We start from the raw sequence: 26,713 nt of genomic DNA, 5'->3' as shown, positions 1-26,713 counted from the left end.
CTTAAGGTACTCGGATTAAACTCATTATTCCAGTTTTTGATGTATGAAGTTCAAACAATTTGTGTATGATGCTTATGTTGGGATAATGAGTTTTTTCTGAGTACCTAACACCTAACACCTAACACCTAACACCTTTTATTTAACTTTTTCTCTGTAAACTAATAAGCTTACCATAGTTTCAAACAAAAGAGAAGCAGAATCATCTCCGAACTCCAGTTTTATCCGTACTGCCCTGGGAGTTGCATATTTGAACTCCTGGGATTCGGAGTCCCAATGATCATGTTCTGTCTCTTCGTCATCATAATATTTAATTTCCAGAGACTTGATATTTTCACACAATACAGGGTCAGTCTTTTTTTCTTCAAAAACCTTTCCCTCGAACCGTTTGTACGGGTACAAACTGTCTGCCCGCCTCAGCACATAAGAATCATCATCTGTACTCTGAACATAATAAACAATTTCCGCAATTCCGTCCTGCGTGCTTTTTTCAAGAGGCAGATGGGTTTGGGAGGTAAATCTTATTCTTGAGAAACTGCCGGTTTCCGCATAACTGATATCTCCCACAATACGATACGGATCCGGAGGGTTGTCCGTACCAATCCCCGGGCGAATATAATTAAATTCCGATGAGATACGGACTGACCGCAGATCCAGGATCATCCTGTCAAAACAGTTCTTTGCCATTTCATAGGCATCAATATCCTCATCAATCATTTTTGCGCTGGAAAATACAGAAGTAAATGAGCCGAAAATAGTGGTGACAATGATACTGAAAATAAAAATTGCAATTAAAATTTCAATCAGCGTAAATCCTGATGATGTTTCCTGTTTTTTCATAAAGGGCCTGGCGACTTCTGAGTTTTCATTACAATTTTGCCGGACGGGGTTTGCAATTTGCCGGACGGGGTTTGAAACCTCATCTGTCCGGCAAATATTTTTCGGAGTTTTTTTATCCTTTTTCGTCCGCAAGTCTGTATGTTCTGAAAGTATAGACGAATTCCCCCTCATTAAAGTTTACATTTATATCAATTCGTTTCAGACGTTCCGCCACACTGCCGAGAAATTCAGATTCAACATCCTCTACGGATGCACTCCAACTGTAACCTGCAAAATCATCGCCAAAGTCTCCTGAGTCACTTGTCAGATCATCCGCAGATTTTATTTCCAATTCTGCGATCTTGCTCTGCGCCAGCAGAGGCGCAGTTGTGTAAAATCTTGAAGCAATGGTCATTGCAACCGTCTGAGCGTGCATTTTATAAACAGCCACAAGCACGAAGGAAATAATGGAAACAGCCACCATGACTTCAAGCAGCGTGAAACCGGAAACTTGAAACTTGAAACTTGAAACTTGGTTCTGAAGTTTCGACTTTCGACTTTCGACTTTTGAGTTTCGAGTTTCAAATCTCAAGTCCCGAGTTTCCAGTTTCCAGTTTCCAGTTTCCAGTTTCCAGTTTCCAGTTTCCAGTTTCCAGTTTCCAGTTTCAGGTTTCAAGTTTCACTCCTCAAATCCCACATGTTCTTCATAGATTTTTATTTTTGACAGAAACGGCTCTATAAGAAGGGAGCGTTGATTATTGTCGTCGTCTTCAATATGGATCAGTACTTTGTCGGAATAGCCCTGTTTATAAAAACAGATATCAGCCCTGCCCATTGAAACGTTGCCTTTGACCGGATATTCAACAGCGGTTATTCTTATATCTTCAGGTATCTTATATCCTTTGAGTTCGCCTTCTTCCAGTGCTTCCTCTGTTACATCCCCGCTGCTTGTCCACATTGTTCCGCTGTCCAGGCCGATATGCAGGGTGTGAAGCTTCTGATTACGAACCGCATTCTCTTTAAGCGTCTGTGTTTTCACCATGATCCAGCCTGAGACTTTCTGAGATTCATTGAGTCCGATGGCCTCCTGGAACCGGGGCATGGTGAAAAAAAACATGATGCTGATGAGCGAAATGACGACAATGAGTTCAATAAGAGTGAACCCATCTTCGGCATTTCGCTTTTTGACACACTCTGCATTCGGCATATGTAAGTATTTAACCATAAGTTTTCAAACATTTATTTGTAAAAAGCTACGGTACGGGGGAAGAAACCCGGCTTTTTTTCCGGATGAGGCGCTTTCCTCTGACGGAAAAACCCGGGTTTCTTTTGCTCAGGTACTTATCATTCAATTTCCCAACTGTTAATGTCGGCGTTTTCGCCTTCGCCTTCTGGCACGCCGTCAGCTCCGTATGAAATGATATCAATATCACCATGAACCCCGGGAGAAAGATAGATAAATTCATTTCCCCAGGAGTCGGTCGGGACTTTGCTTTTTTCAAGATAGCCGCCCTTGGGATATTTGCTTGAATTTATGGAAGCCCCGCCAGTAGGAGGCTCGACCAATGCCTGCAATCCCTGCTCTGTAGTGGGATATGTCCCGTGATGCAGTTTGTAGAATTTCAAGGCGGATTCCAGTGCTTTAATGTCTATTCTCGCGGCAGCCTGTTTTGCTTCTCCAGGCTTATCCATTACTTTCGGTACGATAAGCCCGGCAAGAATTCCCAGGATTACAATGACAACCATCAGTTCAATCAGTGTAAAACCGCTATTGTTCGTTGCTTTTGGTAGTATTTTTTTTATTACACTCATTATTTCTCCCTTTCAGAAAAAAATTCAGTTACTCAATTTCCCAACAAATGATATCCTTGTCAAAGCCTTCCCCACCGGGCTCGCCATCTCTTCCATATGAAATGAGGTCATATTCTTTGCCGCTATATCCGGGACTCATGTAAATATAATCATATTTCCACGGGTCTTTCGGCATGTTGCTTTTTTCAAGATAGCCACCCTTGGGATATTTGCTTGCATTTATAGAGGCTCCTTGTGGAGGTTCTGCCAAAGCCTGCAATTCCTTCAATGAGCATGAAACCACGATTTTTCATTTTGTCCCTCCGTTGTCACCGGCACTTCGTTTTGTCAAACACTCATACACACTCAGTACATTTATCTTACAAGCTGATTCATTTCAAAAATGGGAAGGCAGATTGAAAGCACGATAAAGCCCGTAACCATGCCCATGAGCAGAATCATTATTGGTTCCAGCAATGACGTCATGCTCATCACAGTGGATTCCACCTCACGTTCATACACATCGGCAATTTTGTTCAGCATGGATTCCAACTGCCCGCTTTGTTCTCCTACCTGGATCATTTGGATGGAAAGACTGGGGAAAACATCGCCTTTTGACAGAGACATCCCCAACCCCTGGCCTTTTCCGACTTCCTGAGAAGCTTCTGCAATTGCGTCGGAAAGCAGCACATTTCCCACAATATTTTTTACGATGTCAAGGGCAGACAGCATGGAAACCCCGTTTTCAAGAAGCGATCCGAGGGTTCTGGAAAACCGGGCCACTGCCAGTTTTTTAGATAAGCCGCCGATACCCGGCAGCGAAAGGATGATTTTATCCAAAAAATGACGTCCTTTTTTTGTTTTTCTCATACTGCGAATGACAATGACTATTCCTGCCATCAGAATGAAAATACCCCACCAATAGGATTTAAAAATATGGCTTGTGGTGATAAGAAATTGTGTCGAAGCCGGAAGAACCCGATTCATATCCTCAAAAATTGAGGATATGGTGGGAACAATAAATGTCAGAAGAAAAAATAAAACAGCCGCGCCGATAAAGGACATCAGAACAGGGTAAGCCAGGGCTGACCGTATCCGGCTTTTTAATGCCTGCTGTTTTTCGGTAATATCAGCGAGACGATCCAATACAATTTCAAGGGTTCCCGAACTCTCACCCGCGGAAACCATGTTGATATAAAGCTGGGAAAAAATTCCAGGATACATGGACAGGGACGCTGCAAAACTGTTTCCCTCAACAATTGAATCCTTGATCTGCGCCAGGTCTTTTTTAAACACCTGGGATTTGGTCTGAGGTATCAGCGTGTCAATTCCTGATACAAGCGGAAACCCCGCGCCTACCAGCGTGGCCAACTGTCTTGTCATCATGGCAACTTCGGAAGGTTTGACACGGGAGAGGGAAAGAAAACGAGTTTTTTGTAAAAATCCGCTTTCTTTTTTGGCAGATGTTTTATATGCTTCCTTTATGGAAACAGGGAATATCCTGGAACTGCGGAGCTTCTGACGGGCTGCGGAGGAACTTTCAGCATCAATAATTCCGGAGACAGTTTTACCCTTCATATCCAGGGCGTTATATTCATATACTGGCATTTTGAATCACTTATCAGGCATACAGTTAAAGATTGTAAGTTTGAATCATTCAGATGAGTTCATTTCTCACAACCCGCGAAAAAGAGTCTTTGAAAAACAGGAGTGTATCGTGTTCGGATGATAAATCTTATCTTAGTCTTCTGTAGGCTATAGACGAATTTACCAGTGTTAAAGTTTACAACTCGGTCATTTTTTCAGAAGCCGGCATGGCCTGAGAATATTTTCAGGGCTGTTCGAAGTTTTTTTATGTGATGATCAATATGTCGGATACTTTTTCATAAACGGTCATGCTCGGCCGGTCACAACGAAGCATGAAAAAGTTGTAATTTTTATTAACACCTGACCTCTTTTTTATATAAACTAAAATAACCTGTTGAAATTAAAAGCTATCGGTGCCTGAGATCGGAATTAGGAAATTTTATAAAAACAACAGGTTGTAAAGACTGTCCGAACTGCTTGGATAATGTCATATAATATTTATGTTTTTTTTAATTTTCAAGTGAATATTTCAACAACTTTGAAAACTTGACAAGCTTTGAAAAGTATTGATATATTATAAATAATTGTTTTTACAGATTTTATAATTTGTGTTGTTAGGTACTTTAAGCAATGGATAATAAAGAAAAAGAAACGCTCCTGTTCGTAGATGATGAAGAAAGTATCTTGGAAATTGCCAATGACTATTTTCGGCAGAGGGGATACTATGTGATCACCGCGAGGAACGGGTCTGAGGCAGTAGAAATTCTGGAAAATGAGAAAATAGACTGCTGCTTTACCGATATTAATATGCCTGAAATGGACGGACTTGAACTTGCAGAATATCTGAGAACAAAGATTGATAATACAATACCTGTAATTATTATGACTGGTTTTCCTTCGTTGGACAATACGATCCGGACTTTGAAAAACGGTGTTGTTGACTTTCTGATTAAGCCGGTGAACCTGAACCAGATGGAAATCTGCGTGCGGCGTGTTTTGCGTGAACGGCAACTGTTTATAGATAATCTGATATTGAAACAGGAGGTTGAGAAAAAAAAGCAGCTTGAAAAACTCAATCAGGAACTGAGCCATAAAGTTGAAGAACTTCACATTCTGAACAAGATTATGAGCGAATTTTCCATGATCAGCACGAGCTCGGATGTCTTTGACCGTCTGGTTGACATGACCACGGAGATTACCTATGCGGATGAGTCCAGGTTTTATGTTGTTAACGAGACAATGAAATTTCCGTTTGAAGTGACAGCATCTTTTGTGAACCAATCTGATGTTGCAAGCAATATCGGTTCGGATGGAAAAATATTTTCCCATCATCGGCCGGGTTCTGAGAACGGGGAACATAAACTAATCATGGGGGTGTTGTCAGACAAATCACCTCTTCTGATTTCGGACAACAGGGTGCATCGGAATTTATCTGAAGAAATTCTGTCTTTTATGGCGGTACCGTTGATCATTCGGGGAAAAATATTTGGGGTGCTGACTGCCTCTGTTCATAACGGCCATGCGCTTTTTACTGAGAAGGCTTTGTATTATTTGTCATTTATGACCCATAAGGCTGCTTATGCCATTGAGAATCTTGCTTTGTATGAGAATATTTACGAAAATCTTTTTTCAACTCTTAACACGCTTGTACAGACAATAGAAGCCAGGGACCCTTATACAAAAAGACACTCGGAACAGGTGGCCAGTATCGCGGTTGCCATAGCCAAAGAGATGTGCTGTAGTGCGGAAGAGCTTGATATTCTCAAAGTTGCCGGACGGCTTCATGATATCGGTAAGATTGGTATCAAAGATGAAATTTTGCTGAAGCCCGGAAGGCTTACGGCCGAAGAATTCGAAAAAATCAAGGAGCATCCGGTTATTGGTGGGAGGATTGTCAAACAGCTCGGACTTTGGGACAGAGAGCAGCAGATCATCAGACATCATCATGAGCATTATGACGGCACAGGTTATCCTGACGGGTTAAAAAAGGAGGAAATCCCTTTTCTTGCGCGTATTCTTTCCGTGGCCGACGTTTATGATGCCATGTCCTCTGATCGAATTTACAGAGAGAGAATGGAAGAAAGCAAGATATTGAGATTAATCGAGAAAGGCGCTGGAACCCAGTTTGATCCTGATATTGTGGATGTGTTTCAACACATTTACAAGGAAGGAAAATTATGGTCGGGGCGAGAGGATTTGAACCTCCGACCCCTTGAACCCCATTCAAGTGCGCTACCAGACTGCGCTACGCCCCGACTGAATGGAGGTATATTACTTTGAATCTGATCTGTCAATACAAAAGATGAATTACTTGAGACCCGTTTTTTTATATTAAGGCATAATCTGACTTATATTTTTGATTTTTATGTATTTTTATCCTGTAATAAAAAATGCGGATCAGATAAAAAAATGGTTTATTTATCAATTAACAAGGAGAATGATGAGCCGTTCTTAGCCTTTATTCGGCCGTTTTCAGATACAAAAAATGTTGTTTCAGACAGCTGATCATTATTTGTCATGGATGTTAAGAAAAAAAAAACATTGGTACCTCCCCGGGTTTTACCGGGTGATACAATCGGAATAGCGGCTCCCGCGAGTCCCTTTGACACGGACAGCTTTTACCGGGGGATAAACATCCTGGAGTCCATGGGATTTCATACAGTTGTTTCTGATGATCTTTTTAAAAAAAACGGGTATCTTGCCGGGTCAGACAGACATCGTGCCAGGCTGGTGAACACCCTTTTTTCCGATAAAAAAATAAAGGCAATTGTTTGTGCAAGAGGCGGTTTTGGTTCCATCAGAATACTGTCGTTTCTGGATTTTGAAACCATTCGGAAAAATCCGAAAATATTTGTCGGATTCAGTGACATCTCGGCACTTTTATCCGGGTTCTATACAAAATGCGGGCTTGTCACTTTTCATGGCCCTATGGTGGAGACCCTGGCAGACGCGGATCAGCAGACAAAACATGCCATGTTCTCAGCAATTTCATCCGATATCAGTCTTAAAATAAAATCAGAAAACGGGATTACAGTCAGACATGGTTCTGTGTCAGGGCCGGTCTCAGGGGGAAATCTGAGTACACTGTGCCACCTCCTGGGAACTCCTTTTCAACCTGATTTCAAAGGACACATTCTGATTATTGAAGACAGGAGAGAGCCTGCCTATAAAATTGACAGAATGCTTTCTCAGATGAAACTTGCCGGTTGTTTTGACGGACTTGGCGGTCTTATTCTCGGGTCCTTTGAGGATTGCGGTATGATGGATGCCATTTTGAGGATTGTGGATGATATTTTCAAAGAAGCCCCTGTTCCGATACTTGCAGGTTTTGATATGGGACATGGGAAGCCCAATCTCACAATTCCGATGGGACTCGGAGCAAAGCTCGACGCTGATGATCATTTACTGTTATTTCAGGAGCCTGCAACAGTGCCTGTGATAAATGACAAATAACAAATCCCAAATGATAAATCATGATACAAGTTGACAGGTTGATGAGACAGGCAATACAGCATAATGTTTTTCCCGGGGGGGTACTCCTGGTTTTAAAGGAAGGTCAGACTCTTTTTTTTGAGGCCTATGGCTATGCGAATATATTTTCAAAACGCGTAATGACAAAGGATACGATTTTTGATTTGGCGTCTCTTACAAAACCGCTTGCCACCACTTTGGCAGTGATAAAGCTGATTCAGGATTCTGAGTTGGAACTTGACCAGCTCCTTGAATCTGTGATTCCTGAATTTAAAAACACAGACAAGGGGCTGATAAAAATAAAACATCTTCTCGGACATAATTCAGGGCTTCCTGATTATCGTCCGTATTATAAAGAGTTATGCCAGCTTTCCCCTGATGAGCGCAACGTGGCTTTAAAAAGTTTTCTTGTGAACGAATCGCTGATATGCCCCGTGGGCAGCCAGATGTTATACAGTGATCTGGGGTTTATGATTCTCGGCTGGCTGGTTGAAAATGTGTCAGGAAAGTCCCTTGACCGTTTTGTAACAGAGCAGATATACAAACCGCTTTGTCTTGAACATCTTTTTTTTGTAAAAAATTTTCTCTGCCCTTTTCCACAACATGAAAATTTTCAAAAGAATTATTCCGCGGGCAGGGATGATCTCTCCCAACAGCGAAATTTTGCAGCAACAGAACATTGCCCCTGGCGCGATATTGTTCTGGAAGGGGCCGTACATGATGACAATGCTTATGTGACCGGAGGTATTCAGGGACATGCGGGTCTTTTCGGAACTGCCGGGGATATTGGCAGCCTTCTGTCAGAACTCTTGGCAACATTTCAGGGACATTGTTCAAACTTCGTATTTGAAAGGGATGTCCTGAACGTATTTTTTGAACGCCATGAAAATACGGGCAGGGCCTTGGGATTTGACACCCCTTCTGTGCGTGATTCCAGTTCCGGCCGCTGTTTTTCAAAAAAGAGTGTGGGGCATCTGGGATTTACCGGCACGTCGTTCTGGATGGATCTTGATTGTTCTGTTATTGTGATACTGCTGACCAACCGTGTGCATCCGTCACGTGATAATATTAAAATAAAATCTTTCAGACCAGAGCTGCATGATGTTGTGATGAAAAATGTTGCAAGCATGGCGGAATAGCGATATAAATAAATATTTTTCACTTGTAATAATAACGTATTTTTGATAAAGATCAATGTTTGTTTTTTTATTTATTAAACATAGAACACTAAACTGAATACTTAACCACTCAGAAGGGATGACATGAGTCTGTTTGATGGATTTCTAGGTATATTTTCAAATGATCTTGCAATTGATCTGGGGACTGCAAATACGCTGGTGTATGTCAAGGGCAAGGGAATCGTATTAAGTGAACCTTCGGTGGTCGCGGTGCGTACTGACAACAGAACGAAAAACCGTGTGCTGGCTGTGGGTCTTGAGGCTCACAATATGCTGGGACGGACACCGGGGAACATTGTGGCCATTCGTCCGATGCGTGACGGAGTCATTGCTGATTTTGAAGTTACTGAGGCAATGATTCGTCATTTTATTCGCAAAGTGCATAACAGGCGAACATTTGTGAGACCCAGAGTCATTGTTGCCGTGCCATCGGGAATTACTCAGGTTGAGAAGCGGGCTGTCAGGGAATCAGCCGAGTCAGCAGGCGCCCGGGAGGTTTTCCTGATTGAGGAACCTATGGCTGCCGCAATCGGAGCGGGGCTTCCCATTACCGAACCGACCTGCAACATGGTCATTGACATTGGCGGCGGCACAACCGAAGTTGCTGTGATCTCCCTGGCTGGTATTGTTTACAGCCGGTCCATCCGGGTGGCCGGGGATAAAATGGATGCCTCGGTCATGCAGTATATTAAGCGGAAATATAATCTGCTCATTGGCGAAAGAACAGCTGAGATTATTAAGACCACCATCGGGAACGCGTATCCTGATCCTCAGAAACTTGAGACAATAGACGTCAAAGGCAGGGACCTTGTGTCAGGCATTCCCAAAATTCTTACAATCGGCACCGAAGAAATACGGGTTGCCATTTCCGAGCAGATAGATGCTATTGTTGAAACTGTGAAAATGGCTTTGGAGCAGACACCTCCGGAATTGTCAGCAGATATCGTTGACAAAGGGATTGTGCTGACAGGCGGCGGGGGTCAGCTGACAAATTTGGATACGCTTCTGAGCGAAGAAACAGGGCTTCCCATAAAAGTCACTGAGGACCCTTTGTCAACTGTGGCGCTGGGTTCCGGCAAAGCGCTTGACACTATCGGTATTCTCAGACAAGTTGTAATTACCTGATTTGTTGTCATATAGTTTGCTGATGTTTTTTGGCCGGCGGATAAATGTTGTTTGGTGATATCTGGTTATGTTTTCAAAAAGGACAATGGTTGTTGTCGGTCTGATTGTTCTGGCGGCTGTCTGTGTCACAGGTCTTTCTGTTTCCGCCAGACAAAGACATATTTCCTGCGGAGCCGGAATTGTCATGTTTTTTGTGGCTCCCTTTCAGGACGTCAGAACTTATTCTGTTTGTTTTGCAAGAAGAATCTGGACCCATTATTTCTTTCTTGTTTCCGCAGCGCAGGACAATGACAGGCTCAGAAAACAGCTGAAGGATGCTGTCAGGGAAAATCACCGCTGCAAGGAAACAGCGCTTTCCAATCTCCGGCTGCGCAAGTTGCTGGATTTTCGGGAAAGTATAAACGAGGATGTTCTTGCGGCCGAAATTGTCAGCAAAGACCCCTCTCCCTGGTTCAGAAGTGTGATTATTGACAAAGGCCGAACCCACGGTGTGAAAAAAGGAATGCCTGTTGTGGTTCCCGAAGGAATTGCGGGACTGGTCACAGATGTGTCATATTATTATTCAAAAGTTCTTCTGAGTATTGATCAGAACAGTGCGGTGGATGCGCTTTTGCAAAAAACAAGAGCACGGGGAGTTATCAGAGGCAGATCGGACCGGTATGTTTTTGAGTATGTGCTGAGCAAATATGACGTTGCAAAAGGGGACAGAGTTGTTTCATCCGGTCTGGACGGAGTTTTTCCAAAAGGGCGCTGTATCGGAACAGTCTCAGATGTCAGCCGGAGCAATTCAGGTATTTTTCAGGAAATCACAGTGACACCCAGTGTTGATTTTGAAACACTTGAAGAAGTTCTGATTGTGCTGAATCTGCCAAGTCATCCTTTTTTTCTTCATTCGCTTCCGAAAGAGGAAACTTCCTCGGATTCCCCTCAGAAGACAAAATAGAAAAGAAAGAAGGCAGGCAGTGAGAATCTGTTTTTGCATGTTTATATGTTTCGGACTGATTATTTTTCAGACAGCCTTTATATCGGATTTTTTCTCAGCTGGAAAATTTTATGACTTATCTGTTCCTTTTATTTTGTTTATGGGCATGTTCCGTCCTGTTCATGAAAGTCTTTTCTCCGTGTTTTTTCTGGGATTTTTCATGGACAATCTTTCCGGGGGGCCTTTTGGGCTGTACGGAGTGACATATTTATGGCTGTTTGCAGGAGCCAGATGGATTGCGACATTTCTGCATGTGAATAATTATATGCTTTTGCCGTTTGTGGCTGCTCTGGGAGTGCTGACTGAAAATTTTATTTTTTTCGGAGTGTTTGTTTTTCTGACAGAATATCAGTTTCCGGAAAATGCTTTGAAAACATTTGCTGAACAGATTTTGTGGGCAATTTTTACGGGCGTGTTTTTTCTTATGGTTTTTTATCACATTTATAAAAAATGGGATGAATGGCTGCTGGACAGACAGGCTGCAAAGCAGGAGGGGAACGGTGTCTGACGATTGTTCTGTGTCCGGCTCGAGGAAAGGGTGAGGCACTGAATGTTGTCGGCATATGACGGTTTTACAAATAGTTTTGTTCCTGTTTTTTGTATCTGTATGGATAAATATTTAGATACTGCTGACAGAAATTGGTATAAGCACAGACTGGTTACGGCCATGATTTATGTGATGCTGGCTTTTGTTGTTCTGGGAGGCCGGCTGTTTCAGCTTCAGGTGCTTGAAGGGGAGGAGTTCAGGAGGTTTTCTGAAAATCAGTCCATCCGGCTGCAGAGCATAGAGCCGCCCAGGGGGCTGATTTTTGATCGCAAAGGAAATTTGCTGGCAGACAACCGGCCGTCTTTTGATCTGAGTATCATATTAAAAGATGCCGGGCCTGCGGAAATGACTTTGGAAAAGCTTTCCAAGTATGCGGATATTCCTAAGAGCCAGCTGATGTCAAAAATCAGAGCCGGCAGAGGAATTCCTTCTTATAAGCCGGTTCTGCTGAAACAGGATATCGGGAGGGATGTGCTGGCCGCAATTGAAGTTCACCGGTTTGATCTGCCGGGGATTGTTATTGAAGTGAGGCAGAAGCGGTTTTATGCGCAGGGACGGACAGCTGCGCATGTGACAGGATACATGGGGGAGATAAGTGCGGCCGAACTGAGTTATTGGAAAGATATGGGGTATCGGACCGGGGATTTTGTCGGGAAATTCGGAGTTGAAAAGTCGTCAGAGCGGTTTCTGAGGGGGAAGCGGGGGGGGCGTCAGGTTGAAGTGAATGCCAAAGGACAGGTGATCCGGGTGCTGAGGACCGTTGATGCGGAGCCCGGGCAAAATATTTTTCTGACAATTGATCAGGAACTGCAACAGAAAGCGGAACTGCTTATGGAAGGAATTCCGGGAGCTGTGGTGGCCATGGATCCGGGCACAGGGCATATTCTGGCCATGGTGAGCAGTCCGTCTTTTGATCCCAATACCTTTATCGGAGGAATGTCTCACAGAGAATGGAATGCGCTGATTTCCGATCCTTTCAGGCCCATGGAGAACAAAGTGATTCAGGGGGAATATCCGCCGGCATCCACTTATAAAATTGTGACTGCCATTGCGGGGCTGGAAGAGGGAGTTATCAACAGAAATACAACATATTTTTGTCCGGGATACCATCGGTATGGGAATAATATTTTCCGGTGCTGGAAAAGAAGCGGTCATGGTTCAGTTGACATTGTGAAAGCGCTGGCCGGATCCTGTGATGTTTTTTTTTATCAGGTGGGACTGCGGCTGGGAGTGGACCGTCTTGCGGATTATGCCGGGGCATGCGGACTCGGGACACTGACTCATGTGGATCTGAATCATGAGGCCCGGGGGCTGATCCCCACATCAGAATGGAAGGAAAAACGTATGGGGGTTCCGTGGCAGAAAGGGGAGAATCTGTCAATTGCCATTGGTCAGGGGTATAATCTTGTCACGCCGTTGCAAATGGCTGTGCTGACAGCTGCTGTTGCAAACGGTGGTATTTTGTACCGGCCGCTGATAGTGAAAAAAAGGGAGACTGTCGAGGGCCGGACCGTTTACAGAGGCGACAGGGAAATTGTCGGCAGGCTTCCTGTGAGCAGGAAGAATTTGGATATAGTGAGAAAGGGTCTGTGGGAAGTGACGCATGGCAGAGCCGGGACTGCCCGGGTCGCCCGGGTCAGGGGGCTTGGGATCAGCGGGAAAACTGGGACTGCCCAGGTTGTGAGCCGTAAGAGAAAGAGCGGTGACCGCAGAGTGAGATCGCTTCATCTGAAGTCACATGCCTGGTTTGTGGCTTATGCGGAGCCTGATGATCCCCGGATTGCCGTGGCAGTTCTTGTGGAACACGGAGAGCATGGGTCGGGTACGGCTGCTCCGATTGCGAGGGAGCTTATTAAGATGTTTATGGGTTTTCAGGGGGTGCCGGATGTTTCTGTGGTTTCTGATCCCGGGGATGTTCCGGTGTTGTATGAGTTTTCGGGGGGTCCTTTTTTTTGAGGTGTGTTGTTTTTTTTCAGGAGGCTGTCTGTGTTTGACCGACCGTTTGTTCAGCGTTTTGACTGGTGTTTGTTCGGGCTGATGTTTCTTCTCGGGTGCATGGGGCTGGTTGTGTTATATTCGGCTGTGACCGCGGGGTCTGATGCGCCGCGGAAGCTGCTGGTGGTGAGGCAGGTGCTTTGGTACGGAGCCGGGGGGGTATTATTGGTGTTTTTCTTTTGTGTGAGTACAAGTTGTTGGAGCAATGGGCCTATGTGATTTACGGGTTTTCTGTTTTTCTTCTGGTTTGTGTTCTGGTTTTTGGTAAGTATGCGGGGGGGTCAAGGCGATGGCTGGGACTGGGGGTTGTTTCGATTCAGCCTTCGGAGTTTGTGAAGCTTGCGGTGATTGTTATGCTGGCCCGGTATTATGCGAGGGTTGCAAATGTGAATGGTCTTACTTTTTATGAGCTTTTCAGGCCGTTTGTTGTTGTTGCTGTTCCTTTTATGCTGATTGTGAGGCAGCCTGATTTGGGGACGGCGATGGTGGTTTTGCTGATTGCTGTTTCCATGACGCTTTTTGTGAAGGTTGAGAAACGGTTGTTTGTCTGTCTGGGTTTTATTTCGGTGACGGGGGGGCCTTTGGTGTGGTTTTGTCTTAAGGGGTATCAGAAGCAGCGGATACTGACGTTTCTGAATCCTGATCTGGATCCTCTTGGTGCGGGGTATCATATTATTCAGTCCAAGATTGCTATTGGGTCGGGGATGTTTTTGGGGAGGGGGCTGGGCAGGGGGCCTCAGAACGCGCTTTCTTTTTTGCCTGAGCAGCATACGGATTTTATTTTTTCGGTGCTGGCTGAGGAGCTGGGGTTTGCGGGTTCTTTTTTTATGATTTTTCTTTTTCTGATGCTGGTTGTGTGGGGGCTGAATGTTGCGCACGGGTGCAGGGAGCCTTTTGGCACGATTGTTTCGGTGGGGGTGACGGCTATGATTTTTTGGCAGGTTTTTATTAATGTGGCTATGGTGACGGGTCTGATGCCGGTGGTGGGGGTTCCTTTGCCTTTTATCAGTTACGGGGGGTCTTCTGTGATTACTGTGATGATGTGTGTCGGTGTTCTGATGAATGTGAGTATGAGGCGCTTTCTGATGGAATAGGTCTGGTTTTCAGGGTTTGTTTTTTTACCGGGGGGAGGTATGGGCAGGAAGAAAAAGGTGGGTTCGATTTCCACGTTTCTGGGTTATGGTTCCAGTATAGAGGGGACGCTTGAGTTTCAGGGGACCATACGGCTGGACGGAAATGTGAGGGGCAGGATTACCAGTAACGGCGGTACGGTCATTGTTGGTGAGAAGGCTGTGATTAATGCGGATATTATTGTTGACGGGGCTATTATTATGGGGGAGGTCAACGGCACCATAGATGCCAAGGACAGGATCGAGGTTTATCCCCCGGGCCGTGTTGTCGGTGATATTCAGGCACCTATGATTTCAATTGACACGGGGGCGGTGTTTAATGGAAACTGCGGCATGAAAGGACAGCAAACCGTTTTTGAAAAAAAATCCCCGGATTCCTCTGAAAAGCTGGCAATCACTGACGAGCCGAAAAAGAAATAATATTTTTCAAAAAACTTGACAAATTGAGAAACTTGATGTTACAAATATCAGGATATAAAACTTAGCCCGGATTATCCATGAATTAATGAGCAAACGGCATACCTTATTGATAAATAAAGAAAACCGTTTTTATGCTCAGATTTTCACAGCCTCTTTATTTACGGCACAAAAAAGGGGAACGATGGAGAATTCAGGTGTGTCTGGGGTGTATTTTTTTAATGTCATGCGGTGTTTTAAATCATTTTATTCGGTGGAGGATATTGTATGGTAAGTATAGATGGGTCCCTTTTTATACAGATTGCTAATTTCCTCATTTTGATATGGATTTTGAATACAATCTTGTATAAGCCTATCCGAAATGTATTGCGTCAGAGAAAAGAAAAAGTCACAGGTCTTGAGCGGGATATTGATCTTTCCCAAAAAGATGCAAAAGAGAAATCAGATGCTTTTTCTTCCGGTATGAAAGCAGCCAGGGCAAAGGGGCTGAAAGAAAAGGATGTTATGGTTCAGGCTGCCGAGAATGAAGAAAAAGAGATCGTGGGGAAGATTAATGAAAAGGCTGCTGCCGAACTTGCAAAAGTTCGGGAAAAAATTGCAAAAGACGCAGAGGGTGTGAGAAATTCTCTGGTGAAAGAGATTGATACATTTGCACGTGATATCGGTAAGAAAATTTTGGGGAGGGCTGTCTGATGAAAAGAGCGGTAATAATATGTCTTATGGTATCGGTTCTGTTCTTTTTTTCCGGTGCGGCGCTGGGCTCGGGCGGCGATGAGGGCCATGGTGCCGAACCAAAGGGATGGATAGCCACAGACACCTACCGAGTCATGAATTTTGCTGTGTTGGCAATCGCTCTCTTTCTGATACTGCGTAAACCCGTGTCACAGGCGCTGGATGCACGTATCAGAGGAATACGGGAACAACTGAGCGAGCTGGAGGTCAGAAAAAAAGATGCTGAGACAGAACTGGCTCAGTACAATAAGAAACTTTTGCTTTTGGAGCAGGAAACCGAGAAAATTGTTGCTGAGTACATAAAACAAGGCAACGAGGCAAAGGAAAGAATTCTCAGGGAGGCGGAATCCGCTGCTGAAAAACTGGAGGTTCAGGCCAGTCGGAACATTGAAAATGAGTTTGAACGTGCCAAATTACAGCTTCAGCAGGATATACTTGAGAAAGCCCTGATCAAGGCTGAACAAGTTGTAAAGCAAAGGATTACGGATAAAGACCAGGAAAGACTGGTAGATGAATACTTGGAGAAGGTGGTGGCGTAGAGAAAACCTCAGTCTCGTTCTCAGTGCTTTCGACCCGGGAACGATGCTGAGGTTTTTTTTAAGTAGAAAGGTGGTAGCGTAGTGAAAAATTTAGCTATAGCAAGGCGTTATGCCAAGGCGCTTCTGCTGATTGGCAAGGCGGACGGCCAGGCGGAAACGTACAGAGAAGAGCTTGATGGTTTTTCAATTCTGATTGCAAAAGAAAAAAAACTTGAACAGGCAATTTGTAACCCCCTTTACGATGCTGCCGGCCGAAAAAAGGTTCTGCAGGCACTGGTGGAGAGGCTGGAACTCTCAAGGATCGTGAAGACATTTCTCTTTTTGCTGTTTGACAAAGGGCGGATTGGATTCTTAAATAATATTAATGATTTTTATCAGAAAATGGCTGATGAGCTAAAAGGGGTGGCACGTGCCAGCCTGGTTTCGGCCACTGAGCTTTCAGAAGAAACCGTTGAAAAGATTAGTATTGCCCTGTCAAAAAAGACTGGCAAGGAGATTGTTTTGGATGTCAGACAGGATCCCGGTCTTATCGGAGGAATTGTTACCAGGATAGGGGACCTTGTTTTGGATGGGAGCATTAAGACACAATTGATTAATATGAGAGAATCCTTAAAAAGGGGTGAATAAGCGGTAAAAAGTTTGCCCGCAGATTAAAATCACAGCCTGTGCTCGCAGGTTTTTAATTTCGCTTAATAATTCAAGATGTTGCGGATAAGATCGGAAGATGGTGGTACTGCTGTTGGAGAATTTCCGAACACGCAAAATATGCAATGTGAAACGGTGAAGGTGTCTGATAAACTTTGATTTTGATTAAGCGATCTGAGGCAGGCAGTGAAAATGCGGCGAGATCATACTGCAGGAATTTGTGGGAAAACGCTCGTGTACAAGATGGCAATGATGTCATATTTGTTTGGTATTATGACCAACTTGGTTAAGTCGAGAACTTTGCCGTATGCATATTTTGCATGCAAGAAAGGAATCAGGGTTTAATGGAATTAAGAGCTGAAGAAATAAGTCAGATCATTAAAGAACAAATTACAGATTACGACAAAAAAGTCGAGCTGAGTGAAACCGGCGTTGTGTTGTCGGTAGGTGACGGTATCGCCAGAGTATATGGTCTTGAAAAAGCCATGGCCATGGAACTGGTTGAGTTTCCGGGCGGTATTCTGGGTCTTGTGCTGAACCTTGAAGAAGACAATGTGGGTGTTGCCATTATGGGTGAGGACATCCATATTAAAGAAGGCGATATTGTCAAGCGGACAAAACGTATTGCACAGGTTCCTGTGGGAGAGGCTGTTCTGGGGCGTGTGGTTTCGGCCATGGGTGAGCCGATAGACGGCAAGGGGCCTCTTAATGCAAAAGAGTTTTCCAGAGTGGAAGTGGTCGCTCCGGGTGTTATTGCCAGAAAGAGTGTTCATGAACCCTGTTACACGGGGCTTAAGGCGATTGATGCCATGACTCCGGTGGGCAAGGGACAGCGTGAGCTGATTATCGGTGACCGCCAGATCGGTAAGACCGCATGTGCCATTGACGCAATTCTTGCTCAGAAAAACACAGATGTTTATTGTATTTATGTGGCATGCGGTCAGAAAAAATCAACTGTTGCCCAGGTGGTTTCTGTGCTTGAAAAATACGGTGCCATGGAATATACCACGGTGGTTTCGGCCTGCGCCAGTGATCCGGCCACGTTGCAGTATATCGCACCTTATGCGGGATGCGCCATGGGCGAGTATTTCCGTGACAGGGGCAAGCATGCGCTCATCATATATGATGATCTTTCAAAACAGGCTGCCGCATATCGCCAGGTTTCGCTGCTTCTGAGACGTCCTCCGGGACGTGAGGCTTATCCGGGTGATATTTTCTATAATCACTCCAGATTGCTGGAGAGGTCTGCCAAGCTGGCTGACAATGCTCCTGATCTGAGTCCTATGTATAAGGCGGGTGCCGGGTCCCTGACGGCGTTGCCTATTATTGAAACTCAGGCCGGTGATGTGTCCGCATATATTCCGACGAATGTTATTTCCATTACTGACGGACAGATTTATCTGGAACCGAGTCTGTTTTTCGCAGGTGTGAGACCTTCGATTAATGTGGGACTTTCCGTGTCACGTGTGGGCGGCTCTGCCCAGGTGAAAGCCATGAAACAGGTGGCAGGAACCCTGCGGCTTGATCTGGCTCAGTATCGTGAGCTTGAGGCGTTTGCGGCTTTCGGAAGTGATCTGGATGCTGCAACTCAGAAACAGCTGACCCGGGGGGCCAGACTTGTTGAGATTCTGAAACAGCCTCAGTATCAGCCATTATCTTTGGAAAAGCAGGTGTCAATACTGTATGCGGGCACGAGGGGGTTTCTTGACGAGCTTTCTTTGGATGCGCTGGCAAAATATGAGGCCGGTCTTTATTCGTTCATAGAAGACAGATATCCTCAGATTTTCACAGATCTTGCGGACAAGCAGGAGATTACTGATGATCTGGACAAGCTGATGACAAAAGCTCTGGGCGAATATGGCGAGGAATTTAAGGACACGTTATAAAGTGAGAAGTGGGAAGTGGGAAGTGAGAATTTTTCAGTTCTCAATTTTCAATTTTCAATTATTATGAGGTCGTATGGCAACGTTAAAAGATGTCCAAACGAAGATCGGTGCGGTAAAGAAGACTAAGCAGATCACCAAGGCCATGAACATGGTGGCGGCTTCGAGGCTGCGGGGGGCTCAGACGAGGATGGACGGGTTTCGCCCTTATGCGGGAAAGTTTGCTGATGTGCTGGGGAGTCTTGCGGAAAAGGCGGGCGAGGAGACAAGCCCTTTGCTGATACCACGTGAGGACGTAAAAAAGATAAATGTCATTTTGTGTACTTCCGACAGGGGCCTGTGCGGCGGTTTTAATGCGAATCTGATTTCAAAGGCGGAATTGTTTTTGAAAGAGAGGGCCGGACAGGATGCGGAGGTTTCATTTACGAATTTCGGTAAGAAGGGGCGTGACTGGTGCCGCAATAACAAACAGTTCATTGCAAGCGAGCATTTAAATGTCGTGGGAAGCAATTTTGAGTTCAGTGTTGCTTCAAATGCGGGACAGAAGCTGATTGACGATTTTCTTGACGGAATTTATGACGAGGTTTATATCATTTATTCGGAGTTTATCAGCATGGCAAGGCAGTCACCTGTCCTGAAGCAGCTGCTTCCGATACCGCCTATGGAATTGGCTGAAGAAGAAGAGGAAGCAGAAGAGGGTGTGTTCCTGGCGGAGCATATTTGTGAGCCGTCGCCTGGTGAATTGCTGGGGGATATGCTTCCGAAAAATGTTTATGTTCAAATATACAGCGGTTTGCTGGAGACATCTACCAGCGAACATGCCGCACGCATGGCTGCCATGGATAATGCAACCAAGGCGTGTAATGATATGATTGAGAATCTCACTCTGGCATATAACAAAGCCCGACAGGCAGCTATTACTGCGGATCTGATGGATATCGTCGGTGGTGCGGAGGCATTGAAAGGATAATTATTAATTGAGGATTGGGAATTGGGAATTGAGAATTATCAATTATCAGTTATCAGTTATCAGTTATCAAACGGAGGTCTATTTGATGGGAGAAAATATAGGAAAAATCACACAGGTTATGGGACCTGTTGTTGATGTTGAGTTTGAGCAGGGAAAGCTGCCTACTATTTATACAGCGCTTCTGATCAGCAATCCTGCCATCAGTGATGAGGGGGACAATCTTGTTGTCGAGGTTGCCCAGCATCTCGGGGATAATGTGGTTCGCACGATTGCTATGGATGTGACCGACGGTCTGACGCGGGGTCAGTCGGTAAAAGATACTGGCAAACCGATCATGATGCCTGTGGGAGAGGCGGGGCTGGGTCGTGTGCTGAATGTTGTGGGACGGCCTGTGGATGGTCTGGGTCCTATAAGCCAGGACAAAATGCTGCCGATTCATCGGGAAGCCCCCAAATTTACCGAACAGGATACAACTGTCCGGGTGCTTGAGACCGGTGTCAAGGTTATTGACCTGCTTGTTCCCTTCCCTCGGGGTGGTAAGATGGGAATGTTTGGCGGCGCAGGCGTTGGCAAAACCGTTATTATGATGGAAATGGTTCATAATATCGCCATGCAGCATGGTGGTATTTCCGTGTTTGCGGGTGTGGGAGAACGGACTCGTGAGGGAAATGATCTTTATCATGAAATGAAGGACTCAGGTGTTCTTCCTAAGGCTGCCCTGGTTTACGGACAGATGACCGAGCCTCCGGGAGCCCGTGCCCGTGTTGCGCTTTCCGCTCTGACTGCTGCTGAGTATTTCCGGGATGAGGAAGGTCAGGACGTTCTTATTTTTATTGATAATATTTTCCGTTTCACACAGGCGGGTTCCGAGGTTTCAGCTCTTCTCGGTCGTATGCCTTCTGCTGTCGGATATCAGCCCACATTGGCGGTTGATCTGGGTGAGCTTCAGGAACGTATTACTTCAACTGACAAAGGTTCCATCACTGCTGTTCAGTGTGTTTATGTGCCTGCTGACGATCTGACTGACCCTGCTCCTGCGACAACGTTTGCTCATTTGGACGGTACGGTTGTTTTGTCACGACAGATTGCCGAGCTGGGGATTTATCCTGCTGTGGATCCGCTGGATTCAACTTCCAGGATTCTTGATGCTGCTTATATTGGTGATGAGCATTACGGGGTGGCCCGTCAGGTTCAGAGTATTCTTCAGAAATATAAAGAACTCCAGGATATCATCGCTATTCTGGGTATTGAAGAATTGTCTGACGAAGATAAGGTTACTGTGTCCCGGGCAAGAAAAATGCAGAGATTTTTGTCACAGCCTTTTCATGTGGCTGAAACTTTTACCGGGACAGCGGGTAAGTATGTGAAGATCGAAGATACGGTAAGAGCTTTTAAGGAAATTTGCGACGGGAAACATGATGATATTCCTGAGCAGGCATTCTATATGGTGGGAGGAATCGAGGAAGCTGTTGAAAAAGCCAAAAAAATGGCTGAGGCATAAACCATTATAGGGGGGAAAAAATGGCTGGAAATATACGATTGGAAATTGTCACCCCTGAAAAATCTGTTGTCAGCGAGGACGCTCAGATTGTAATGGCTCCGGGTTCCCTGGGTGAATTTGGTGTGCTTGTCGGCCATACCCCTTTCCTGACTACGCTTAAACTGGGTGCTGTCCGCTATACAGATGCGGATGGAAAGGAAAGGAGCATATTTGTCAGCGGAGGGTTTGCAGAAGCACTTCCTGATAAAGTTACCATCCTGGCAGAGTCGGCCGAGAGAAGACGCGATATAGACTTGGAACGCGCAAAGGCTGCTCTGGAGCGTGCGCAAAAACGTCTGGATGACCAGAAAAAAGAAGAAATAGATTTCACAAGAGCCAGAGCGGCTTTGGAAAGAGCCATGCACAGAATGAGGGTGGGCGAAACAAGATGACAGTAAGTATTTGACAATTACTCTGAATATTAAGGGAATATTATTTATTAAAGGGCAGACTCGGAAAAATGGGGTTTGCCCTTTTTTATATGAAAGCGTGTTAGGTGTTAGGTGTTTGTGATTTGTGATTTGCGATTTGCGATTTGTGATTTGTGATTTGTGATTTGTGATTTGCGATTTGCGACCTGCGATTTGTGATTTGCGATTTATCAATTATCAATTATCAACGGAAAGGAAAATAAAATGCAGGAAAAAAAGGTTGCGGTCATCATACTTGCCGCGGGTATGGGAACACGTATGAAGTCAGACAAGGCCAAAGTTTTGCATGAAATCCTTGGCAAACCTATGGTTTTGTATGTTGTTGAAACAGCAAAGATGATTACCAATGATATCATTTTGGTAATCGGAAACCAGGCTGAGAAGGTGCGGGAGGTCGTCTCAGAAAAAAATAATGATGTTATTTTTGCGTTGCAGGAAAAGCAGCTTGGCACAGGCCATGCTGTTCTGTGCGCGATATCTGCCATACCTGAACACATCGAAGATGTCATTATTTTATGCGGAGATGTGCCGTTAATTCGTTCTGATACGCTTATGCAGTTTATAGATGATCATACAGAAAAAAAGCGTGATGTATCTCTTCTGGCGGTTCAGGTGGATAATCCCAAAGGCTATGGCAGGATTCTTACTGATAAAAAAATGAATCTTGTCGGAATTGTTGAAGAAGCAGATGCAACAGATGAACAAAAAAAGATAAAAACGATTAATACGGGTATTTACTGCGTAAAAAAGGAGATTTTAATAAATGCATTGCAACAAGTTAAGCCGGATAATGCCCAGGGTGAGTTTTATCTTACGGATATTATCGAAATAGCCTATAAAGCAGAAAAAGTTATCGGGGTACTGATTGGCACTGATGCCAATGAAGTTGTCGGGGTCAACACACCTCATGATCTGATGACGGTTGAAACCATTATAAACGACAGGCAAATTAAAATGTCTTGACTTTCATTTATAGGAAAGATTATTATATAAACAATATGAGGTGAAAGATTGGAAAATGAGGAAATACTGCGACAATTTGAAGAAATTGAACAAAAGGTTGAAAAATTAATCGAGCTGTGTCAGTCCCTTAAAGCGGACAATGCACAGCTTATAAATAAAATTAATCGGCTAGAGCATGAACTTCAAGAGAAGGCTGATGTGGAAAAAGGTCATGCCGAAGAAAAGGCTTTCATCCGGTCAAAAATTGACAACTTGTTGGTCAGATTGAAGGACATTACCGAAGTATCTTAACAAAAACAAGCGGATGGCGGCGTAAAAGGTAAAATCCACAGACCATTGGAACAGCTTATAACAATAGAAATTTTAGGTCAGTCATACACATTCGGAACGGAAACGGAAGTCTCAAAAGCAAAAGAGGTGGCTGATTTACTGTTAAAAGAAGTAGCCAAGGTTGAAATTCAATTATCAGGAAAATCAACAATAATAACAAAACAAACGATTTTGATTTTAGCTGCATTGAATATTGCCGGTGAAAACTATAAACTGAAAAAAAAATATTCAGAGCTGTTACAAGATATATCCGAACGATCCGACAATCTGATACGTTTGGTAGATACATGTTTGTATTAATGTAGGTGATGCTGGCAAAATGACGTGTGGCTTTAACAATGATGATAAGGTTAAAATGCTGAGTGGTGCTGAATACTGGATAGCGATTTTTAGATATTGGATACTGGTTGCGGGCTATGGCTTTATCAGGAGTGCCACATCCGGATACATGGCATTCTGCGTTGAAGAAAAATTGAACTGTCGGATCACTTCTTTAAACACGCATAAGATTGACGGAATTGAGTGTGACCCCTGTCGTGTTCGTGATTGGGAGATGTTCTTTGTGCCAACACTATATAAAAGGAAACCCTCTCTGATTTTGGTGTGCAGGTTTCTGTCGGAACAGAAAAAGCCTAAAAAAATTACAGGGTGTCCACCATGAATACATGGTTCAAAGGCCTACCAACACGGCACTGTGGCGGGGGTCATTTTTTAGAATTATAATTTCAGTAACTCGTCAGTTATAATTTTTTATAACCAACTGAAAACAATGATATTTTAAAGGTATTCACAAAATTCAGGAGGATTGATTTCAGACGGTTATCAGAACGACCGCGGAAATCCCGGAGAATTTATGACTCACGAGTTCAGTAAATAACATACCTTTTATTGTTTTGCTCTTCTGAAAGTCTCACCCCAAATTCACCTCATAAGGTTTTTCTATATGTGTTGCCATATTTGTGAATTCAGTTATGAAGACGCTAATATATTGATAAAATTCAAACTTATTGTGGCAAAGGTTTTGCTGTAATATAAAAATGATGGTTTTGTGAAAAATCAGATTTTTGAGATTATTATTTGTAAAATAAGTTAGTTATGATCAGGCTGAAACAGCTTGTGTCTTATTTTTTACGATACCATCGAAAATTGATAAAAATAAACAGTGTTACGTCAGAAAATTTGCCAAAGTAAACGCTCATAAAAAAGCCGCGTTTTTCGCCCCCCCTCCGGTTATGAAAATATTCTCAGATAAAAAACCCGGCTTTTTAAAATGTATTTTCACGGTAAATCAAAAGAAAGCAACTGGTGCAAACAAGGCAATTTGGGTGGCATGACAAACAAAAAATCAATCATTATAGTTTATTAATTTTTTTTCAAAAATCAAAATCAATCATTTGTTCGGAAAGGCATCTGCTGATTTTTGTTTTTTTCGAATGAATGCATCTGGTTATGACGGTTTTTTGCGCTTTTCAATTTTGTTTTGAAGAAAATTTTTAGGGGGCGACAAAGTAGGATATTTCTGTCTTTGAATACTCTTCTCACCCCATTGACTTTTTTCTCTGCTTTATGGAATGAATCGTTTGGGAACTATATAATCTGATATTTTAAGATATGACGACAATATGAAGAATATGGATCAATTGAGTTTGTCAAGGAGAAAAATAATGAATGAATATAGTGTATTAATAGGCATGATCGGCATAGTGGCAGGCTTTGCTTTTGCCTATTGGGCCAAAGGTAAAATTGTATCTCAGAAACTCAAAGATGCTGAAAGTGAGGGATTACGATTAATAGAAGATGCCAAACGCCGGGCCGAAACCCTTTTAAAAGAAGCGAAACTTGAAGCCAAAGACAGACACTTTAAGATGAAGAGTGAGTTTGACGCTGAAACAAGAGATACCCGGGCTGAATTAAAAAAAAAGGAAAAATGGTTGATACAGAAAGAAGAGAATATTGACCGGAAAAATGAACAGTTCGAACGAAGAGAGCGTGAGGTATCTCGCAAAGAAAAAAAAATGCTGAAGAAGGAAGAGGAAATTGAGCATGACAGACTGAAATATAACGAGCTTGTTGAAGAGCAGAAAAAGCAACTTGAAAAAATTTGCGGCCTTACCGCTGAACAGGCAAAAGAACTCCTGATTCGGGCCATGGAGAACGAAGCGCGATATGAGGGGGCCAAGCTGATCAAAAGAATAGAAAATGAGGCAAAAGAAGAGGCAGACAAAAAAGCTAAAAATATCATTGCCACGGCGATCCAAAGATATGCCGGTGATTTTGTCGCGGAACGTACTGTTTCTGTGGTCCAGCTTCCGAGTGATGAGATGAAGGGGCGCATTATCGGCAGAGAAGGGCGTAATATTCGTTCCCTTGAGGCAGCCACAGGTATTGACCTTATTATAGATGACACTCCGGAAGCCGTTATTTTGTCAGGATTTAATCCGGTGAGACGGGAAGTGGCGCGTATATCGCTGATGCGCCTGATTTCAGACGGCAGAATCCATCCCGCGCGTATCGAGGATATTGTTAAAAAGGTCGGACATGAAGTTGATGCTGTTATAAAAGAAGCCGGAGAACAGGCCGCATTTGAATTAGGGGTGCATGGTATTCATCATGAATTAATTAAGTATATTGGCAGACTTAAATTTCGAACAAGCTATGCCCAAAATGTCTTGCAGCATTCGGTCGAAGTCGGATTTCTTACAGGTGTCATGGCGGCTGAATTAGGACTTAATCAGAAGATGGCGAGACGCATGGGATTATTACATGACATTGGCAAAGCCATAGATCATGAAGTTGAAGGACCTCATGCGCTGATCGGCTCCAAGCTTGCCAAAAAATTCGGTGAGTCCCCAAAAGTGGTTCACGCTGTCGCAGCTCACCACGAAGATGTCCCGCCTTCAAGTGTTTACGCTTTTCTGGTTCAGGCAGCAGATGGCCTTTCAGGAGCAAGGCCAGGTGCGCGAAGGGAACTGCTTGAAAATTATATTAAGCGATTGGAAGAACTTGAAAATATATCGAATTCATTCAGAGGCGTTGCTAACTCTTATGCAATTCAGGCCGGAAGGGAAATCAGGGTTATTGTTGAGAGCGGGATGGTTTCAGATGAAGAAGCGATTTTGCTCAGTAAAGATATCGTGAAAAAGATAGAAGAGTCATTAACCTTTCCGGGACAGATCAAAGTGATGGTTATTCGTGAGACAAGAGCCGTGGAATATGCAAATAAGTAAAAAAATTTTGTTCCCGGGTTCGGTCCGGACTTTGGGAACAAAAAAAGAAGAATTTTTGGATATCCCGGCCTCTTTTACAGATAAAAGGAGGAGTTTAGACTAATGAGTGTGCTTGATGTTCTTTATGAACGAGGATTTATTGAAAAAACAACCCATGAGAAAGAATTAGAAGCGTTTCTTAATAAAGAGAATATCACATGTTATATCGGTTTTGACCCCACTGCTTCCAGTCTTCACGTCGGAAGCCTTGTTCCTATTATGTCGCTCGCACATATGCAAAGACACGGGCATCGCCCTATGGCACTTGTCGGAGGCGGGACAGGGCTTGTGGGAGATCCGAGCGGAAAAACTGAAATGCGACAAATGCTCACATCAGAGATGGTGGAAAGCAATGTCATGGGAATAAAAAAACAA

At 43.9% G+C, this 26,713-nt stretch carries 27 protein-coding genes, 1 tRNA gene, 1 other RNA gene and 1 pseudogene (1 of these 30 cut by a window edge); 23 read left to right on the top strand and 7 right to left on the bottom strand.

Annotation, left to right across the window (positions count from 1 at the left end; genetic code table 11):
- Positions 1-135: 135 nt before the first annotated feature.
- From dnm_RS28565 to gspF, 6 genes are all read right to left on the bottom strand, one after another.
- The gene (locus dnm_RS28565; RefSeq protein WP_207680262.1) at positions 136-837 is read right to left on the bottom strand and encodes a PulJ/GspJ family protein; all 702 of its coding nucleotides are present in this window, start codon (positions 835-837) and stop codon (positions 136-138) included.
- A 112-nt stretch (positions 838-949) separates the two neighbouring features.
- Complete coding sequence (locus dnm_RS28560; RefSeq protein ID WP_207680261.1) at positions 950-1,492, bottom strand: type IV pilus modification PilV family protein; 543 nt, start codon at positions 1,490-1,492, stop codon at positions 950-952.
- A 3-nt stretch (positions 1,493-1,495) separates the two neighbouring features.
- Positions 1,496-2,041, bottom strand: coding sequence for a type II secretion system protein (locus dnm_RS28555; RefSeq protein ID WP_207680260.1), 546 nt, complete (start codon positions 2,039-2,041; stop codon positions 1,496-1,498).
- 119 nt (positions 2,042-2,160) lie between these two features.
- On the bottom strand, positions 2,161-2,628 hold the full coding sequence (gene gspG / locus dnm_RS28550; protein WP_207680259.1) for a type II secretion system major pseudopilin GspG: 468 nt from the start codon (positions 2,626-2,628) through the stop codon (positions 2,161-2,163).
- Positions 2,629-2,656: 28 nt separating this feature from the next.
- Complete coding sequence (locus tag dnm_RS28545) at positions 2,657-2,878, bottom strand: type II secretion system protein GspG (RefSeq protein WP_246556135.1); 222 nt, start codon at positions 2,876-2,878, stop codon at positions 2,657-2,659.
- A 104-nt stretch (positions 2,879-2,982) separates the two neighbouring features.
- A complete protein-coding gene (gspF, locus tag dnm_RS28540; RefSeq protein WP_207680258.1) occupies positions 2,983-4,215 on the bottom strand; it encodes a type II secretion system inner membrane protein GspF in 1,233 nt (410 codons plus the stop codon).
- Between the two features lie 609 nt (positions 4,216-4,824).
- Between gspF and dnm_RS31745 the strand changes: the two are divergent.
- Positions 4,825-6,321: pseudogene (locus dnm_RS31745) on the top strand (HD-GYP domain-containing protein); the annotation flags it as partial.
- A gap of 51 nt (positions 6,322-6,372) precedes the next feature.
- On the opposite strand, the gene dnm_RS28525 reads toward dnm_RS31745, so the two are convergent.
- Positions 6,373-6,449 (bottom strand) — tRNA-Pro (locus tag dnm_RS28525).
- 262 nt (positions 6,450-6,711) lie between these two features.
- On the opposite strand from dnm_RS28525, the gene dnm_RS28520 reads away from it, so the two are divergent.
- The 22 genes from dnm_RS28520 to tyrS form a co-directional block, all read left to right on the top strand.
- A complete protein-coding gene (locus dnm_RS28520; protein WP_207680257.1) occupies positions 6,712-7,647 on the top strand; it encodes a S66 peptidase family protein in 936 nt (311 codons plus the stop codon).
- A 20-nt stretch (positions 7,648-7,667) separates the two neighbouring features.
- Positions 7,668-8,804, top strand: a complete 1,137-nt coding sequence (locus dnm_RS28515; protein ID WP_207680256.1) for a serine hydrolase domain-containing protein — start codon at positions 7,668-7,670, stop codon at positions 8,802-8,804.
- 123 nt (positions 8,805-8,927) lie between these two features.
- Positions 8,928-9,968: a rod shape-determining protein gene (locus dnm_RS28510; RefSeq protein ID WP_276571834.1), complete on the top strand. Its 1,041-nt coding sequence runs from the start codon at positions 8,928-8,930 to the stop codon at positions 9,966-9,968.
- Positions 9,969-10,035: 67 nt separating this feature from the next.
- The gene (gene mreC, locus dnm_RS28505) at positions 10,036-10,911 is read left to right on the top strand and encodes a rod shape-determining protein MreC (protein WP_207680255.1); all 876 of its coding nucleotides are present in this window, start codon (positions 10,036-10,038) and stop codon (positions 10,909-10,911) included.
- 199 nt (positions 10,912-11,110) lie between these two features.
- Positions 11,111-11,458, top strand: a complete 348-nt coding sequence (locus dnm_RS28500) for a hypothetical protein (protein ID WP_207680254.1) — start codon at positions 11,111-11,113, stop codon at positions 11,456-11,458.
- 42 nt (positions 11,459-11,500) lie between these two features.
- A complete protein-coding gene (gene mrdA / locus dnm_RS28495) occupies positions 11,501-13,453 on the top strand; it encodes a penicillin-binding protein 2 (protein WP_246556134.1) in 1,953 nt (650 codons plus the stop codon).
- 30 nt (positions 13,454-13,483) lie between these two features.
- Positions 13,484-13,711: a hypothetical protein gene (locus dnm_RS31490; RefSeq protein WP_337833592.1), complete on the top strand. Its 228-nt coding sequence runs from the start codon at positions 13,484-13,486 to the stop codon at positions 13,709-13,711.
- The gene (rodA, locus tag dnm_RS28490; RefSeq protein WP_337833591.1) at positions 13,687-14,586 is read left to right on the top strand and encodes a rod shape-determining protein RodA; all 900 of its coding nucleotides are present in this window, start codon (positions 13,687-13,689) and stop codon (positions 14,584-14,586) included. The genes dnm_RS31490 and rodA overlap by 25 nt, the downstream gene beginning before the upstream one ends.
- 39 nt (positions 14,587-14,625) lie before the next feature.
- The gene (locus dnm_RS28485; RefSeq protein WP_207680253.1) at positions 14,626-15,042 is read left to right on the top strand and encodes a bactofilin family protein; all 417 of its coding nucleotides are present in this window, start codon (positions 14,626-14,628) and stop codon (positions 15,040-15,042) included.
- Positions 15,043-15,306: 264 nt separating this feature from the next.
- Positions 15,307-15,732, top strand: coding sequence for a F0F1 ATP synthase subunit B (locus dnm_RS28480; RefSeq protein ID WP_207680252.1), 426 nt, complete (start codon positions 15,307-15,309; stop codon positions 15,730-15,732).
- Positions 15,732-16,310 carry a F0F1 ATP synthase subunit B gene (locus tag dnm_RS28475; protein ID WP_207680251.1) on the top strand — a complete coding sequence of 193 codons (579 nt, stop codon included), beginning with the start codon at positions 15,732-15,734 and terminating at the stop codon, positions 16,308-16,310. The genes dnm_RS28480 and dnm_RS28475 overlap by 1 nt, the downstream gene beginning before the upstream one ends.
- An 81-nt stretch (positions 16,311-16,391) precedes the next feature.
- Entirely contained in the window at positions 16,392-16,937 is a 546-nt protein-coding gene (gene atpH, locus dnm_RS28470; RefSeq protein WP_207680250.1) for an ATP synthase F1 subunit delta, read from the top strand.
- A gap of 362 nt (positions 16,938-17,299) precedes the next feature.
- Positions 17,300-18,841: a F0F1 ATP synthase subunit alpha gene (gene atpA, locus dnm_RS28465; RefSeq protein ID WP_207680249.1), complete on the top strand. Its 1,542-nt coding sequence runs from the start codon at positions 17,300-17,302 to the stop codon at positions 18,839-18,841.
- A 73-nt stretch (positions 18,842-18,914) separates the two neighbouring features.
- Positions 18,915-19,808: an ATP synthase F1 subunit gamma gene (gene atpG / locus dnm_RS28460; protein ID WP_207680248.1), complete on the top strand. Its 894-nt coding sequence runs from the start codon at positions 18,915-18,917 to the stop codon at positions 19,806-19,808.
- Between the two features lie 85 nt (positions 19,809-19,893).
- Positions 19,894-21,309, top strand: a complete 1,416-nt coding sequence (atpD, locus tag dnm_RS28455; protein ID WP_207680247.1) for a F0F1 ATP synthase subunit beta — start codon at positions 19,894-19,896, stop codon at positions 21,307-21,309.
- Positions 21,310-21,329: 20 nt separating this feature from the next.
- Entirely contained in the window at positions 21,330-21,740 is a 411-nt protein-coding gene (locus tag dnm_RS28450; protein ID WP_207680246.1) for a F0F1 ATP synthase subunit epsilon, read from the top strand.
- Between the two features lie 243 nt (positions 21,741-21,983).
- The gene (locus tag dnm_RS28445) at positions 21,984-22,742 is read left to right on the top strand and encodes a sugar phosphate nucleotidyltransferase (protein WP_207680245.1); all 759 of its coding nucleotides are present in this window, start codon (positions 21,984-21,986) and stop codon (positions 22,740-22,742) included.
- 48 nt (positions 22,743-22,790) lie between these two features.
- Positions 22,791-23,033 carry a hypothetical protein gene (locus tag dnm_RS28440; protein ID WP_207680244.1) on the top strand — a complete coding sequence of 81 codons (243 nt, stop codon included), beginning with the start codon at positions 22,791-22,793 and terminating at the stop codon, positions 23,031-23,033.
- A 45-nt stretch (positions 23,034-23,078) separates the two neighbouring features.
- Positions 23,079-23,372: a cell division protein ZapA gene (locus dnm_RS28435; RefSeq protein ID WP_207680243.1), complete on the top strand. Its 294-nt coding sequence runs from the start codon at positions 23,079-23,081 to the stop codon at positions 23,370-23,372.
- Positions 23,373-23,597: 225 nt separating this feature from the next.
- Positions 23,598-23,780: non-coding RNA, 6S RNA (gene ssrS, locus dnm_RS28430), on the top strand.
- A 956-nt stretch (positions 23,781-24,736) separates the two neighbouring features.
- On the top strand, positions 24,737-26,299 hold the full coding sequence (rny, locus tag dnm_RS28425) for a ribonuclease Y (RefSeq protein WP_207680242.1): 1,563 nt from the start codon (positions 24,737-24,739) through the stop codon (positions 26,297-26,299).
- Between the two features lie 102 nt (positions 26,300-26,401).
- Positions 26,402-26,713, top strand: partial view of a tyrosine--tRNA ligase gene (tyrS, locus tag dnm_RS28420; RefSeq protein WP_207680241.1) — the beginning only. The gene runs 978 nt beyond the window's last position; 312 of the gene's 1,290 nt are visible here — the first part of the coding sequence; it begins with the start codon at positions 26,402-26,404; the stop codon falls past the right edge of the window.

This window comes from Desulfonema magnum (genome assembly GCF_017377395.1).
GTDB lineage: Bacteria > Desulfobacterota > Desulfobacteria > Desulfobacterales > 4be13 > Desulfonema_C > Desulfonema_C magnum.
This window is presented reverse-complemented; position numbering and strand designations above follow the sequence as displayed.

Bases quoted from the DNA above. Each gene is read 5' to 3' on its own strand.
- dnm_RS28565 (WP_207680262.1), bottom strand. From the start codon at position 837: ATGAAAAAACAGGAAACATCATCAGGATTTACGCTGATTGAAATTTTA.
- dnm_RS28555 (WP_207680260.1), bottom strand. From the start codon at position 2,041: ATGGTTAAATACTTACATATGCCGAATGCAGAGTGTGTCAAAAAGCGA.
- gspG (WP_207680259.1), bottom strand. From the start codon at position 2,628: ATGAGTGTAATAAAAAAAATACTACCAAAAGCAACGAACAATAGCGGT.
- gspF (WP_207680258.1), bottom strand. From the start codon at position 4,215: ATGCCAGTATATGAATATAACGCCCTGGATATGAAGGGTAAAACTGTC.
- dnm_RS28520 (WP_207680257.1), top strand. From the start codon at position 6,712: ATGGATGTTAAGAAAAAAAAAACATTGGTACCTCCCCGGGTTTTACCG.
- dnm_RS28515 (WP_207680256.1), top strand. From the start codon at position 7,668: ATGATACAAGTTGACAGGTTGATGAGACAGGCAATACAGCATAATGTT.
- dnm_RS28510 (WP_276571834.1), top strand. From the start codon at position 8,928: ATGAGTCTGTTTGATGGATTTCTAGGTATATTTTCAAATGATCTTGCA.
- mreC (WP_207680255.1), top strand. From the start codon at position 10,036: ATGTTTTCAAAAAGGACAATGGTTGTTGTCGGTCTGATTGTTCTGGCG.
- dnm_RS28500 (WP_207680254.1), top strand. From the start codon at position 11,111: ATGGACAATCTTTCCGGGGGGCCTTTTGGGCTGTACGGAGTGACATAT.
- mrdA (WP_246556134.1), top strand. From the start codon at position 11,501: ATGTTGTCGGCATATGACGGTTTTACAAATAGTTTTGTTCCTGTTTTT.
- dnm_RS28485 (WP_207680253.1), top strand. From the start codon at position 14,626: ATGGGCAGGAAGAAAAAGGTGGGTTCGATTTCCACGTTTCTGGGTTAT.
- dnm_RS28480 (WP_207680252.1), top strand. From the start codon at position 15,307: ATGGTAAGTATAGATGGGTCCCTTTTTATACAGATTGCTAATTTCCTC.
- dnm_RS28475 (WP_207680251.1), top strand. From the start codon at position 15,732: ATGAAAAGAGCGGTAATAATATGTCTTATGGTATCGGTTCTGTTCTTT.
- atpA (WP_207680249.1), top strand. From the start codon at position 17,300: ATGGAATTAAGAGCTGAAGAAATAAGTCAGATCATTAAAGAACAAATT.
- atpG (WP_207680248.1), top strand. From the start codon at position 18,915: ATGGCAACGTTAAAAGATGTCCAAACGAAGATCGGTGCGGTAAAGAAG.
- atpD (WP_207680247.1), top strand. From the start codon at position 19,894: ATGGGAGAAAATATAGGAAAAATCACACAGGTTATGGGACCTGTTGTT.
- dnm_RS28450 (WP_207680246.1), top strand. From the start codon at position 21,330: ATGGCTGGAAATATACGATTGGAAATTGTCACCCCTGAAAAATCTGTT.
- dnm_RS28445 (WP_207680245.1), top strand. From the start codon at position 21,984: ATGCAGGAAAAAAAGGTTGCGGTCATCATACTTGCCGCGGGTATGGGA.
- rny (WP_207680242.1), top strand. From the start codon at position 24,737: ATGAATGAATATAGTGTATTAATAGGCATGATCGGCATAGTGGCAGGC.